12 protein-coding genes are annotated in these 13570 nt (G+C 57.8%); 7 read left to right on the top strand and 5 right to left on the bottom strand.

Annotated elements, in window-relative coordinates:
- Positions 1-6: 6 nt before the first annotated feature.
- Entirely contained in the window at positions 7-1032 is a 1026-nt protein-coding gene (locus EQV96_RS19605) for an NAD(P)H-dependent glycerol-3-phosphate dehydrogenase (RefSeq protein ID WP_095002699.1), read from the bottom strand.
- A 251-nt stretch (positions 1033-1283) separates the two neighbouring features.
- On the opposite strand from EQV96_RS19605, the gene EQV96_RS19600 reads away from it, so the two are divergent.
- The 5 genes from EQV96_RS19600 to EQV96_RS19580 all read left to right on the top strand — a co-directional run bounded on the left by EQV96_RS19600 (position 1284) and on the right by EQV96_RS19580 (position 6646).
- Entirely contained in the window at positions 1284-3182 is a 1899-nt protein-coding gene (locus EQV96_RS19600; RefSeq protein ID WP_095002715.1) for a response regulator, read from the top strand.
- Positions 3183-3430: 248 nt separating this feature from the next.
- Positions 3431-3946: a 3-hydroxyacyl-[acyl-carrier-protein] dehydratase FabA gene (gene fabA, locus EQV96_RS19595; RefSeq protein ID WP_003210552.1), complete on the top strand. Its 516-nt coding sequence runs from the start codon at positions 3431-3433 to the stop codon at positions 3944-3946.
- 11 nt (positions 3947-3957) lie between these two features.
- A complete protein-coding gene (gene fabB, locus EQV96_RS19590) occupies positions 3958-5178 on the top strand; it encodes a beta-ketoacyl-ACP synthase I (protein ID WP_240882277.1) in 1221 nt (406 codons plus the stop codon).
- 127 nt (positions 5179-5305) lie between these two features.
- Positions 5306-5722, top strand: coding sequence for an OsmC family protein (locus tag EQV96_RS19585; protein ID WP_095002701.1), 417 nt, complete (start codon positions 5306-5308; stop codon positions 5720-5722).
- A gap of 63 nt (positions 5723-5785) precedes the next feature.
- The gene (locus EQV96_RS19580) at positions 5786-6646 is read left to right on the top strand and encodes a pirin family protein (protein ID WP_095002702.1); all 861 of its coding nucleotides are present in this window, start codon (positions 5786-5788) and stop codon (positions 6644-6646) included.
- A 10-nt stretch (positions 6647-6656) separates the two neighbouring features.
- Here the strand turns inward: EQV96_RS19580 and EQV96_RS19575 are convergent, their stop codons facing one another.
- The gene (locus tag EQV96_RS19575; RefSeq protein WP_095002716.1) at positions 6657-7976 is read right to left on the bottom strand and encodes a Na+/H+ antiporter family protein; all 1320 of its coding nucleotides are present in this window, start codon (positions 7974-7976) and stop codon (positions 6657-6659) included.
- 320 nt (positions 7977-8296) lie between these two features.
- Between EQV96_RS19575 and EQV96_RS19570 the strand changes: the two genes are divergently transcribed.
- Positions 8297-10444 carry a methyl-accepting chemotaxis protein gene (locus EQV96_RS19570; protein ID WP_095002703.1) on the top strand — a complete coding sequence of 716 codons (2148 nt, stop codon included), beginning with the start codon at positions 8297-8299 and terminating at the stop codon, positions 10442-10444.
- 19 nt (positions 10445-10463) lie between these two features.
- Here EQV96_RS19570 and EQV96_RS19565 read toward each other — a convergent pair whose 3' ends face one another.
- Genes EQV96_RS19565 through EQV96_RS19555 form a run of 3 tightly spaced genes read right to left on the bottom strand, consistent with a single transcriptional unit; the run spans position 10464 to position 12777 of the window.
- A complete protein-coding gene (locus tag EQV96_RS19565) occupies positions 10464-11798 on the bottom strand; it encodes a sensor histidine kinase (RefSeq protein WP_095021292.1) in 1335 nt (444 codons plus the stop codon).
- Entirely contained in the window at positions 11795-12463 is a 669-nt protein-coding gene (locus EQV96_RS19560; RefSeq protein ID WP_095002705.1) for a response regulator transcription factor, read from the bottom strand. Before EQV96_RS19560 ends, EQV96_RS19565 begins: the two co-directional genes overlap by 4 nt.
- Positions 12463-12777 (bottom strand): PepSY domain-containing protein, encoded by a 315-nt coding sequence (locus EQV96_RS19555; protein WP_095002706.1) that lies wholly within the window; start codon positions 12775-12777, stop codon positions 12463-12465. Before EQV96_RS19555 ends, EQV96_RS19560 begins: the two co-directional genes overlap by 1 nt.
- Before the next feature lie 203 nt (positions 12778-12980).
- Between EQV96_RS19555 and queD the strand changes: the two genes are divergently transcribed.
- Positions 12981-13337, top strand: coding sequence for a 6-carboxytetrahydropterin synthase QueD (gene queD / locus EQV96_RS19550; RefSeq protein ID WP_019410510.1), 357 nt, complete (start codon positions 12981-12983; stop codon positions 13335-13337).
- The last annotated feature ends 233 nt before the right edge of the window (positions 13338-13570 follow it).

Genomic DNA, 13570 nt, shown 5'->3' with positions numbered 1-13570 from the left:
TGGTGCTCAGTTAAAACCGCTGGTGGAGATAAAGTCGACATCGGTCTTGGGCTCGCCACGCATCAATTGCCCGATCACCTGCTCCAGGGTGTAGCCCTCGAACAGGATTGCGTGCAACCCGGCAACCAATGGCATGTAAACGTTCAGTTCCTGCGCCTTGGCCTTGAGTACCTTAAGGGTATTCACGCCTTCGGCCACTTCACCCAGGCGGGTAACGGCATCTTCAAGGCTCAGCCCCTGCCCCAGGGCAAAGCCGACCTGATAGTTGCGGCTTTTAGGCGATGAGCAGGTAACGATCAAGTCGCCTACTCCTGCCAGCCCGAGAAAGGTCATGGGGTTGGCACCCTGGCTGACGGCGAAGCGAGTCATTTCTGCCAAGGCACGGGTAATCAGCATGCTTTTGGTGTTCTCGCCCATACCCAGCGCCACGGCCATGCCGGCGATGATCGCGTATACGTTTTTCAGGGCCCCGCCCAGCTCCACGCCAAAGCGGTCGGCACTGGCGTAGACACGGAACGTGCGGCCATGCAGTGCAGCCTGCACGCGGGTGCAGAGTTCTTCGTCGGCGCTGGCGACCACGGTGGCAGTCAGCGCATGTTCGGCCACCTCGCGGGCAAGGTTGGGCCCGGACAGCACACCGATGCGTGCCTGCGGGGCGATTTCTTCAAGGATCTCGCTCATCAGCTTGAAACTGTGGGCTTCAATCCCCTTGGTCAGGCTGACCAGCATCTTGCCGCTCAGGCGCCCGGCATGCTCCGCCAGCACACTGCGCAAGGCGCTGGACGGCAAAGCCACGAAGCACAACTGGCAGGCATCGAGTGTGGCCTGCAAGTCAGTGACCGGCTCGACCCCGGGATGAATCTTGATCCCTTTAAGGTAACGAGGGTTTTCACGGTTGAGGCGAATGGCCTCGGCTTGCTCGGGGTCGCGCATCCACTGATGCACTCGATGACCGTTTTCTGCCAGCAAGTTGGCCACGGCGGTGCCAAAGCTTCCGCCTCCCAAGACCGCAATAGCGTGCTGTTCAGTCATATGCAATCCCGTTATCCATCTAGCAGTGGCAATGACGGCATTATACGGAGCACATCCCCCGCGACCAGCCCCACAGCATATAGATGGCCATGACTGAAAAAGAACAGGACCTCGGTTACCATGCGGTTCCGGTACTCACACCCAGAGGCAGCATTGCTGCACTTCAAAATGAACACGCGCAGGTCAAGGATGACAATGGACAGTGGAAATGGACTGACGCACTGGCGACTGACCGACGGAGCCGCGTTCCCATGATGACTCGCAGCCGGTGGGACATCCACACCCGCACGCAGATGATGAGTCTGGGCCCGGCCCTGCTATTGACGCTGTTGCTGATCAGCTTTTTTACCTTCGTACGAATCCAGGATTTGCGCCAGGAACTCAAGCACACCGGCCAATTGATCGCCAACCAGCTGGCACCCGCCACCGAGTACGGGATCATGTCGGGGAACAACGATGTGCTGGAAACCCTGATCAACGCCTCGCTGAACATTCCCCATGTTCAATTCGTGCAGGTACAGAACCGGGCCAACGACATACTGGCCCACGCCGAGCATCCCGCGCCCAATGCTGACAAGAGCTCGCAGGTTGAAGTGTTTCAGGCGCCGGTCAGAGTGCAGAAGAGCCCCTCCGGCGGTTATTTACTGCTCGGCAATCGACAGGCTGCGGACCTGACAGAAGATTATCTGGGCCGGGTACTGGTCGGCATGTCCGGCGAAGCATTCAGCACGCGCCAGCAGGAAATCCTGCTCAAGGCCGTGATTCTTGCCTTGTTTGCCCTGGGCTTCACTTATCTGCTGGCCAAGCGCCTGGCGTCCAACCTGTCCAGGCCCATCAGTGACATGAGCAAGGCGGTCAAGGCCATCCAGTACGGCGACTATAAAACCCCCTTGCCCGTGGTCGACGACGGCGAGCTGGGCACATTGGCCCAACACATCAACAACCTGGCCACAGGCCTTGAGCAAGCCAGCCGCGAGCAACAATCTGCCATTGCGCAATTGATCCAGACACGTGAAGAAGCCGAGCGTGCCAACCGTGCGAAAACCGACTTCCTGGCCATGATGAGTCACGAACTGCGCACCCCCATGAACGGCGTGCTGGGCATGCTGCAACTGCTGGAAACCACGCAGATGACCGAAGAGCAGGCCGAATATGCCGCCCTGGCATCGGAATCCACCGAACACTTGCTCAAGGTCATCAACGACATCCTCGATTTCTCCCGAATCGAACGCTCAGCACTGGAGCTGGAGCGTATCCCCTTCAACCTCGCCGAAATGGTCAGCAACTGCGCCCAGGCATTCCAGCACAACGCCGTGCAACGTGGCCTGCACTTGCAACTGAACATTCCTGAAGGGCTGCAGGACTTGCCTGTACTGGGCGATCCGACCCGGATCCGGCAAATCCTGGTCAACCTGATCGGTAATGCCCTGAAGTTCACTGAACGGGGTCAGGTGATTATCGAACCGCTCTGGCAACAACTGGATCACGAACTGATCTGGTTTACCTGCGCCGTACGTGACAGCGGTATCGGAATCAACAGCGAAAAACTGGACGCCATGTTCACCGCCTTCCAGCAGGCCGACAGCTCTATTTCCCGACGTTATGGCGGCACCGGGCTGGGCCTGCCCATCGCCCGCACGCTGGCGGAGCGAATGGGCGGCACGCTGCACGCCATGAGCGAAGAGGCCCAAGGCTCGGTGTTCACTCTCGAAATCCCGCTGCAACTGCATCAACCCGTCACGCTCAGCCAGAGACCGTTGCTGGAGCCTGGGGCCATCTGTGCACCCGGGCGCAAAGTGCTGCTGGTGGAAGACAACCAGGTTAACCAGACCGTCATTGAGGCCATGCTAAGCAGCCTGGGGTATGAAGTGACTATGGTCAGTGACGGTGCACAGGCCATTCACTTTGCCAACAGCGAGCGCTTCGCCGCGATCTTGATGGACTGCCGGCTGCCGATCATCAACGGCTATGAAGCCACCCGGCAAATCCGCCAGTTGCCCGGTTGCCGGGCCCTGCCCATCATCGCCCTGACCGCCAATGCCCTGCAGGGCGACCGGGAGACCTGCCTGCAGGCCGGAATGAACGATTACCTGGCAAAGCCGTTCAAACGCGCTGACCTGGAACAAATTCTGCAGCGCTGGGTCCAGTAACTTATGGCTAAAAGGCCACCTGCGACTGGCGTAAAAGACAAAAGTGCGGCAGTCTTAGGCACCCGAATGGGCCACTGAACCGGCCCGATTTAAATTTTCAGTGCACAAGTGTACATTCTTGTCCTTTGCGCTGTGACTTTCACTACAACGCAATAGTCTATGTGTAGGCTGGCGAACTGAAACACCTGTGTTTCAGTTGGTCGGGAAGATTTGCCCCACCCGCCGCATGGGATTATTGAGGAGCTCGCATGACCAAACAAAACGCCTTTACTCGGGAAGATCTGCTGCGCTGTAGCCGCGGCGAACTGTTCGGCCCGGGTAACGCGCAACTGCCCGCCCCTAACATGCTGATGGTAGATCGCATCACCCATATCAGCGAAGAGGGTGGCAAGTACGGCAAAGGTGAATTGGTCGCCGAGCTGGATATCACCCCGGACCTGTGGTTCTTCGCCTGCCATTTCGAAGGCGATCCGGTGATGCCGGGCTGCCTGGGCCTTGATGCCATGTGGCAGCTGGTCGGCTTCTACCTAGGCTGGCAGGGCCTGCCGGGCCGCGGTCGTGCCCTGGGTTCGGGCGAAGTGAAGTTCTTTGGCCAGGTCTTGCCGACCGCCAAGAAAGTCACCTACAACATTCAAATCAAGCGCGTCCTCAAGGGCAAGCTGAACCTGGCCATTGCCGATGGTTCGGTAACTGTCGACGGTCGCGAGATTTATACTGCCGAAGGCCTTCGGGTCGGCGTATTTACTTCCACTGACAACTTTTAAGGGTTATCCGCATGCGCCGCGTCGTTATCACTGGTCTGGGCATCGTTTCGTGCCTGGGCAATGACAAAGAGACCGTCTCCGCTAACCTGCGTGCAAGTCGCCCTGGCATCCGATTCAACCCGGAATATGCCGAAATGGGTCTGCGTAGCCAGGTTTCCGGCTCCATTGACCTGCCTCTCGAAGAGCTGATCGATCGCAAGATCTATCGCTTCGTCGGCCACGCAGCGGCTTACGCCTACCTGGCCATGAAAGACGCCATCACTGATTCGGGCCTGACCGAGGAGCAAGTCTCCAACCCGCGTACCGGCCTGATCGCCGGCTCCGGCGGCGCGTCGACCCTGAATCAGATGGAAGCACTCGACATCCTGCGTGAAAAAGGCGTCAAGCGTGTTGGCCCGTACCGCGTTACGCGGACCATGGGCAGCACCGTTTCCGCCTGCCTGGCCACCCCCTTCAAAATCAAGGGCGTGAACTACTCGATCTCCTCTGCCTGCGCCACCAGCGCCCATTGCATCGGCACTGCAGTCGAGCAGATCCAGCTGGGCAAGCAGGACATCGTATTTGCCGGCGGCGGCGAAGAAGAACATTGGAGCCAGTCGTTCCTGTTCGACGCCATGGGCGCCCTGTCCACCCAGTACAACGACACGCCTGAAAAAACGTCCCGTGCCTACGACAAAAACCGCGACGGCTTCGTCATCGCCGGTGGCGGCGGCATGGTTGTTGTTGAAGAACTGGAACACGCCCTGGCCCGTGGCGCCAAGATCTACGCTGAAATCGTCGGCTACGGCGCAACATCCGACGGCTACGACATGGTTGCCCCAAGCGGTGAAGGCGCCATCCGCTGCATGCAGATGGCAATGGCCACCGTTGACGGCCCGATCGACTACCTCAACACCCACGGCACCTCTACTCCGGTAGGCGACGCCAAGGAAATGGAAGGTGTGCGCGCGGTATTCGGCGACAAGGCCCCGGCCATCAGCTCGACCAAAAGCCTGTCGGGTCACTCCCTGGGCGCCGCAGGCGTTCATGAAGCGATCTACTGCCTGCTGATGATGGAAGGCAATTTCATCGCTGGCTCGGCCAACATCGAAGAGATCGATCCTGTCGTTGCCGACATGCCGATCCTGACCAAGACCCGCGAGAACGTCACGCTCAACAACGTGATGAGCAACAGCTTCGGCTTCGGTGGCACCAACGCCACTCTGGTCCTCAAGCGCTGGGCTGGCAAATAAGCCACCCGCTCGCGACGTAAAAAATGCCCCGACTGGTTCGGGGCATTTTTTTGTCCGAGGGAACGTACAGCCGCCAGCATGCTCTATAAAGATCAGGACGTTTAATCACTCCACGCTGAGGTTTGCCATGACTGTTACCGTTAATACCGTGTCACACGAAGGTTTTCGTCACAGCATCAAGATCGACGATTACGAAGTGTTCACCGATCTGCCCAAAACAATGGGCGGCGAAGGCAGCGCCCCTACCCCCCATGATTATTTCGATGCCGCCCTTGGCGCCTGCAAAGCGCTGACGCTCAAGCTATACGCACAGAGAAAAGAGATCCCGCTCACCGGAGTCACGGTTGAAGTCAAACACGACGCCAGCGAAGAACTTAAGGGCAAATATGCCCTGCACGTCAAACTGACCCTCAAGGGCGTACTGACCGACGCTCAGCGCGAGGAACTGCACAATGTGGCCGACAAGTGCCCGGTGCATAAACTGATGACCACCGCCGAGGTCACCATCGAAACCCACCTGTCTGAAGGCGCTTTCAGCCAGTAACGGCCTGCCGCCCGGATAAGCGCTGGGTTATGCTCAGCGCTTATCCATTGCCGGGCCAGCACCATGCGCGCACTCACAGTGATCCGACCTCGGGCCGAGGACGTAGAAGGCCAACCGATTTTGCGCCCCCTGCCCTCGGCAAAATGCCGCAGCGTCGGGCCATTCGTATTTTTCGACCACATGCTGCTAACCCATTACCCTGCCGGTAGCGGCATGAATATCCGACAGCACCCGCATATTGGTCTGTCTACGCTGACTTATCTGTTTGAAGGCCAGATTCAGCACAAGGACAGCCTGGGATCTGACCAACTGGTGGGTCCCGGCGATGTCAGCTGGATGACCGCCGGTGCAGCCATTGCCCATATCGAACGCACGCCGGTATCATTGCTAGAGCAGGGTTCACATTTGCACGGCCTGCAGGTGTGGCTGGCATCACCCAAAACCCACGAGCAAGGTGCAAGCCACTACAGTCATCACCCCGCCGACAGCCTGCCCGTAAGCGACAACCTCGGGGTACGGATTCGCCTGATAGCCGGAACAGGCTTTTGCCTGACTTCGCCGGTACCGGTGCTCTCGCCTACCCTTTACGCAGACGTGCATATGCAAACGGCCACCACCTTGCTGATCCCGGCCGACTACCCGGAACGCGCGCTTTATATGCTTGAGGGTGACGTGCAACTGGATGGCCAGGCACTGGAGCCCCACAGCCTTGTGCTGCTGGAAGCAGGCGAAGAGATGACCCTGAGTGCCGACAGCGACTGCCACCTGGTGCTGATCGGCGGCGCACCGCTGGATGGCCCGCGGCGCATGAACTGGAACTTCGTCGCCAGCGACCCGGCCCTTATCGAAAAGGCCAGAGCACGCTGGGCGGCAGGCGACTGGCCGACCGTTCCCGGAGAAATCGGCCGGATCGAACTGCCGTAAAACCCGTGCCTTACAAGACCATTGCCGCAACCCAGCCAAAGGCCAGCAGTGGCAAGTTGTAATGCAGGAAGGTGGGCACCACGGTGTCCCAGATGTGGTGATGCTGACCGTCAATATTCAGACCGGAAGTCGGGCCCAGGGTGGAGTCCGACGCTGGCGAACCGGCATCGCCCAGAGCGCCCGCCGTACCGACGATACACACGATGGCCATGGGGCTGAAACCCAGTTGCACACACAGCGGCACAAAAATGGCCGCCAGGATCGGCACCGTTGAAAAGGACGAGCCGATGCCCATGGTCACCAGCAAACCCACCAACAACATCAGCAGCGCACCTACTCCCTTGCTGTGGTTGATCCAGCCGGCAGACGCTTCAACCAGCGACTTGACCTCCCCCGTGGCTTTGAGCACTTCGGCGAAACCCGAAGCGGCGATCATGATGAAACCAATCATGGCCATCATTTTCATGCCTTCGGTAAACAGATCGTCGGTCTCACGCCAGCGCACGATCCCCGAGGCCGAGAAAATCAGAAAGCCTGCCAGCGCACCAATGATCATGGAGCCCAGCCACAGCTGAATGATAAACGCCGCTGCAATGGCCACCCCAGCCACCAGCAATGTGCGCGGGTTATAACTAATGGCCACCTGCTCGACCTGCTCGATCTTGCCCAGATCATAATCGCGCTTTTTGCGGTAGCTGATAAATACCGCCACCAGCAAGCCGAACAACATGCCCAAAGCCGGGATTGCCATGGCGTGGGTCACGTTGACAGCGCTGATATCCACGCCACTTTTGCTGACGTTGGCGAGCAGTATCTGGTTAAGGAAGATGTTGCCAAAGCCCACCGGCAAGAACATGTAGGGCGTGATCAAACCAAAGGTCATGACACAGGCGATCAGGCGCCGATCGATTTTCAGTTTGGTCAGCACATACAACAGCGGCGGAACCAAGAGCGGGATAAAGGCGATATGAATAGGAAGAATATTCTGCGATGAAATAGCCACCACCAGCAGCAAGCCGATCAATAGCCATTTGACCCGATTGCCACCCACGGCTTGCTGCTTGTTGACCATGCGCAGCGCTTTATCGGCCATGGCATGGGCCAGGCCAGACTTGGCAATGGCTACTGCGAAAGCGCCCAGCATCGCATAGGACAAAGCGACCTGAGCACCGCCACCCAAGCCGCCATTAAACGCATTGAGCGTAGCCTCGATACCCAGCCCGCCGACCAGGCCGCCCACAAGGGCACCCACAATCAGTGCGATAACCACATGCACACGGGACAGACTGAGCACCAGCATGATGCCGACCGCGGCAATTACTGCATTCATCATTACAACCTCATAGCGCGCACCACGATAAAAACACCGTGAAGCGGAAAATTTCGGGCAAAAGAAGACTGTTCCAATCGCCGGATCTGGAAGTGTGGGTGTATTTGGGGGCGCACACTTTGCAGCACCATCAGCGTCATGTCAAAGCGCATGCCGATAGCGGCCCCACAATCGTCCACAATCGGCCTTAACCCTAGTATTTGCAGGGCCAAATCGTACTTTTAAAGGGAGGGTCACATACTAAAAAAACGGGGTTTGGCATAAAGAAATACCACCTGCGGCCGCTAACAGACAAAGCCTCTTTTAGTCAGGATGTCTCCATGTCGCTCAGACAGCTTTCCATCCAATGGAAAATCACCCTTCTCGCCGGGCTCAGCCTGCTGGGTGTTGTTACCCTGCTGGTGGGGCTTTCGCTCTATCGCATGGACCACACTGCCGATCTGGTGGAGGCATCCAGCTCGCAGATGCTCAATGAGGCGGCACAGGCCCGCATTGAAGCGCAGGGTGAAGCCCAGGCACTGGCAATCAGCCGCCAGTTTATGGACGCCTACCAGTACGGCAACGGCTTCGCCCGCCAAGTCCTGTTTTTGCGTGAGCAATCGGAAAAACGCTTTCTGGATGCCTTCGACCTGCGTGAAGACCTGACCCGTCAGGTCAAAGCCGCCCTGCAGGCCAACCCGGACTTGCTGGGGCTCTCGCTGGTTTTCGAAGCCAACGCACTGGATGGCAAGGATCAGCTGTTCGATCATCAAAAAGAACTGGGCAGTAACGACAAGGGCCGCTTTGCCCTGTACTGGTCGCAACCGACGCCGGGCAAGCTGACCTCGATGGCACTGCCCGAATCAGACATGGCCGATACCAGCACCGGGCCCAGCGGCCAGGCCAACAACGCATGGTTTACCTGCCCGCGCACCACACGCAAACCGTGCATCATCGAGCCTTACTTTTATACAATCGACGGGCAAAGCGTACTGCTGACCAGTATCGTTTTCCCATTGATCGTGGACGGTAAAGTCATCGCTTCGCTGTCGGTGGATATCAACCTCAACAGCTTGCAAGCCCTCAGCCTGCAAGCCAGCCAGCGACTGTACGACGGGGAAACCCGGGTGGGCATCATCAGTTCGGCAGGCATCCTGGCCGGTTTCAGTGCTGATGCCAGCAAACTTGCCCAACGCCTCGATCAGGTCGACAGCAACGATGGCACGGCTCTGATCCGAATGATGGCCAGCGGTGATCAGGTACAAAGCATTCGCAGCCAGCAACGCCTGAAGGTGCTCACACCCTTCCTGCCGATTCCGGGCAGCAAGCCGTGGGGCGTGTTGCTCGACGTACCCGAGAAAGTTCTGATCGGCCCGGCCCAGGCGTTGCAGGCCGAACTGGACGAACGTAATAAAGCCGGAGCTTTGATCGAGCTGGCCTGGGGCTCACTGGCGGCCATTATCGGGCTCTTGCTGGTGTGGCTGATGGCCCGTAGCGTGACCCGGCCAATCCTCGGCGTGGCCCATATGCTGGAAGATATTGCCAGTGGAGAGGGAGACCTGACCCGTCGCCTGGCCTACGATAAAAAAGATGAATTGGGGCAACTGGCCAGCTGGTTCAACCGCTTTCTCGACAAACTGCAACCGACCATAGCCGAGGTCAAACGCTCGGTGCAGGATGCCCGCAGTACGGCCGATCAGTCAGCGGCGATTGCCACCCAGACCAGTGCAGGCATGGAGCAGCAATACCGTCAGGTCGACCAGGCAGCCACTGCCTCCCATGAGATGAGCGCTACCGCACAGGATGTGGCACGCAGCGCAGCGCAAGCGGCCCAGGCCGCCCGTGATGCCGACCAGGCCACACGACAGGGCTTGACCATCATCGATCGCACCACCGCCAGTATCGATCATCTGGCCGCCGACATGAGCGTAGCCATGACCCAGGTTGAAGGGCTGGCTGCCGATAGCGAGAAAATCGGGTCGGTACTGGAAGTTATTCGTGCAATCGCCGAACAGACCAACCTCCTCGCCTTGAACGCAGCGATCGAAGCGGCACGAGCAGGAGAAGCCGGACGCGGGTTTGCCGTGGTGGCCGACGAGGTACGCAACCTGGCACGCCGGACCCAGGAATCGGTTGAAGAAACCCGCCAGGTCATCGAACAACTGCAAGCCGGCACCCAGGAAGTGGTGAGCTCCATGAGCAACAGCCATCGCCAGGCCCAGGGCAGTGTCGAGCAGGTGGGTCAAGCCGTGACCGCCCTGCAACAGATCGGCGATGCCGTGACCGTGATTACCGACATGAACTTGCAGATTGCCAGTGCGGCAGAAGAACAAAGTGCCGTGGCGGAAGAGATCAACAACAACGTTGCTACCATTCGCGATGTTACCGAGTCATTGTCTGAGCAAGCCAATGAATCTGCACGGGTCAGCCAGTCGCTTAACTCACTGGCCAACCAGCAGCAAAAACTGATGGATCAGTTCCGCGTCTGACCCTTTGGCGATGACGGCTTTAAGCCGTCGTCGCCTTTTGCTTACGCGCCGGTAGCTTGATGCTCACCAGCAACCCGCCTATCTCAGCCGTTCCAAGCTGCAGTTTGCCACCCCACGCTTCAACAATATCCCGCACGATGCCAAGCCCCAGGCCGTGACCACTGGCTTGCTCGTCAAGGCGCATACCACGACTGAACACCTGATCACGCTCAGTCTCGGGAATGCCCGGGCCATCGTCCTGTACTTCAATGACAAACCCGTCGCCAGTTTGGCTGATGCTCAGTTCGACTTGGGAGTCCGCCCATTTGCAGGCGTTATCCAGAAGATTGCCGAGCAATTCGAGCATGTCTTCCCGATCCCAGGGCAACAGCAACCCCGGCGCAACGTTGTGCGTCAGTTGCAGATGCTCGCCGTGGATCATCCCGAGAGTCGACAGCAGCCCCGGCAACTCTGCATCCGCATCGAATTGCGCACCCGGCAAGGCATCGCCCGCAAGACGCGCACGGTTAAGCTCACGGCTCATGCGCTGCTGTATCTGCTCCAACTGTTCACACAATGTATTTTGTATCTGCGGATAAGCCGCAAGCCGCGGATCGTTGGCCAGGCTGATCAACACCGCCAACGGAGTTTTGAGTGCATGCCCCAGGTTGCCCAGCGCATTGCGCGAGCGTTTAAGGGTGTCTTCGGTATGAGCCAGCAAATGGTTAATCTGCGTGACCAGTGGCTCAAGCTCAAGGGGCACCCGGGCATCCAGCTGAGAGCGCTGCCCCGACTGAAGCTGAGAAATTTGCTGGCGTGCTGTTTCCAACGGCCGCAGGGCACGGCGAACCGTGACGCGCTGCAGTAGCAAAATCACAATAAGGGCCAAGACCCCCATACCAAGACCGATCCGTTGAACTTGACGCAAGCTATCGCGTATCGGCGTGTAGTCCTGAGCCACCGTGATCGATACCGCCTGGCCAAGGCGCTGATAGTCGCTGCGCAAGACCAGTAACATCTGCCCTTCCGGGCCAGGCTGTAGTTCACGACTCAGGCCCGGTCGGTCGGGGCGCGGCAATTGAGCATCCCACAGCGAGCGTGAACGCCAGTGAGTCTCCCCGAATTCAATACTGAAATAGTGCCCGGAAAATGGCCGCTGATACGCCGGCGACAAACGCCGCTCATCCAGTTGCAAGCCCTGGGGGCCACGACTCAAGGCAATCAGCAAGTTCTCGCTGTCGTTTTGCAGGCCTGACTCCAGATAACGCTGAAGGCCATTTTCAAACAACCACAGACTGACCTGGCCTACTACCAGACCGGCAATCAAGAGCACACTGATCAAACCCAGGCTCAAGCGCCTTTGCATGGACTTCACTGACTGGCCGTACCGAACATATACCCCTGACCACGACGGGTTTCGATGACTGTGCGCCCAAGCTTACGACGCAGATGGTTCACATGAACCTCAAGCACATTGGAATCACGCTCGGTCTCACCGTCATAGAGATGCTCGGCCAGATGGCTTTTCGAGAGGATCTGTTGCGGGTGCAACATGAAATAGCGCAAAAGCCGAAACTCGGCGGCAGTCAACTGCACCTCGGTGCCGTCATGGATAACACATTGACGGGCTTCATCCAGTTGCAGCCCGGCAGAACTCAATAAAGGCTGATTCGGTTGCCCGTGGGAGCGGCGCAACAACGCTTGTACCCGTAACTGCAGTTCTTCAGGATGAAAGGGCTTGGTCACGTAATCATCAGCACCGGCCTTTAGCCCGTCGATGCGCTCGGACCATGAACTCCGGGCAGTCAGAATAAGCACAGGTGTGGCCAGGCCTTTGGCACGCCACTGCTTGAGAACATCGATACCGGACATCCCGGGCAAGCCCAGATCAAGGATAATCAGGTCATAGGGTTCGCTCTGCCCCTGATAAAGAGCATCACGGCCATCAGCCAACCAATCAACGGCATAGCCCAAACGGGCCAAACCGGCCATCAGTTCATCAGCCAAGGGGACGTGATCTTCAACCAGCAGCAACCGCATTAATCATCTACCTCGTCTTTGAGCAATTGACCATTACTGGCGTTCAGCTTGATCTCGCGCACTACGCCACTGGTGGTAAGCAGTTCAACCTCGTAAACATAAATATCGTCATCCTCCTCCAGCTCTACCTCCAGCAACTTTGCGCCCGGGTGCCGCTCCAGAGCTTTTTGCAGCAGTTGCTCCAGGGGCTGAATAAGCCCTTGCTCACGCAAACGCAATGCCTCGTCTTGCCCCAGGTCACGTGCAATGGCCAAGGAGCAGAAAGCACAGAGCACAAGTACGACAAGTCCGCCAACTCGCAGGTTCACTGTCATCACTGACCTCCAGGGCCTCCCTTAGCGTCATTCTTACGATATTAAAAGGTCGAAGCATAACGCCACGAGCTTAATTGAAACTGAATCGGCCGCCCTGATACCGCATGGCTGGAGGTATGCACCTGCTGCGGGCGTTAACTGTTAAACTGCTGCCCTGTATTTATCGCTCAGGCGATAGTCACCTCTTCAGAGCTATAACTATTGTGGAAATTTTCAAAGAGTTTACCTTCGAATCTGCGCACCGCCTGCCTTACGTTCCTGAAGGCCATAAATGCGGGCGGTTGCACGGTCACTCCTTCAAGGTTGCTATCCATCTAAGCGGCGACATTGACCCGGCAACTGGCTGGATCCGTGATTTTTCTGAAATCAAAGCGATTTTCAAACCGCTTTATGAGCTGCTAGATCACAACTACCTCAACGACATCCCTGGCCTGGAAAACCCGACCAGCGAAGTTCTGGCCAAGTGGATCTGGCAACAGCTCAAACCCTTGCTGCCAGAGCTGTCGGCAATACGCATTCATGAAACCTGCACCAGTGGCTGTATTTACTACGGCGACTGAGTCACAGGCTCGAAAAAACCACCTTGCGAGGTGGTTTTTTTTGCTCTGAAAAACGCATGGGGCAGCGAAAAAGTGAGCACAGGTTGCGCCAAAACTTTTCTCGGCGCAAAAACAAACCCCCTGTCTGCGTGAGCAGACAGGGGGTTTGGAATTTAATCTTGACGATGACCTACTCTCACATGGGGAAACCCCACACTACCATCGGCGATGCATCGTTTCACTACTGAGTTCGG

The sequence above is a fragment of the Pseudomonas sp. TMW22080 genome, from assembly GCF_022496745.1.
GTDB lineage: Bacteria > Pseudomonadota > Gammaproteobacteria > Pseudomonadales > Pseudomonadaceae > Aquipseudomonas > Aquipseudomonas bubulae.
The sequence above is the reverse complement of the archived record's forward strand: the minus strand, read 5'-3'. Positions and strand labels throughout refer to the sequence as shown.

Bases quoted from the DNA above. Each gene is read 5' to 3' on its own strand.
- EQV96_RS19555 (WP_095002706.1), bottom strand. From the start codon at position 12,777: ATGACAGTGAACCTGCGAGTTGGCGGACTTGTCGTACTTGTGCTCTGT.
- EQV96_RS19560 (WP_095002705.1), bottom strand. From the start codon at position 12,463: ATGCGGTTGCTGCTGGTTGAAGATCACGTCCCCTTGGCTGATGAACTG.
- EQV96_RS19575 (WP_095002716.1), bottom strand. From the start codon at position 7,976: ATGAATGCAGTAATTGCCGCGGTCGGCATCATGCTGGTGCTCAGTCTG.
- fabA (WP_003210552.1), top strand. From the start codon at position 3,431: ATGACCAAACAAAACGCCTTTACTCGGGAAGATCTGCTGCGCTGTAGC.
- EQV96_RS19580 (WP_095002702.1), top strand. From the start codon at position 5,786: ATGCGCGCACTCACAGTGATCCGACCTCGGGCCGAGGACGTAGAAGGC.
- EQV96_RS19570 (WP_095002703.1), top strand. From the start codon at position 8,297: ATGTCGCTCAGACAGCTTTCCATCCAATGGAAAATCACCCTTCTCGCC.
- EQV96_RS19605 (WP_095002699.1), bottom strand. From the start codon at position 1,032: ATGACTGAACAGCACGCTATTGCGGTCTTGGGAGGCGGAAGCTTTGGC.
- EQV96_RS19585 (WP_095002701.1), top strand. From the start codon at position 5,306: ATGACTGTTACCGTTAATACCGTGTCACACGAAGGTTTTCGTCACAGC.
- fabB (WP_240882277.1), top strand. From the start codon at position 3,958: ATGCGCCGCGTCGTTATCACTGGTCTGGGCATCGTTTCGTGCCTGGGC.
- EQV96_RS19600 (WP_095002715.1), top strand. From the start codon at position 1,284: ATGATGACTCGCAGCCGGTGGGACATCCACACCCGCACGCAGATGATG.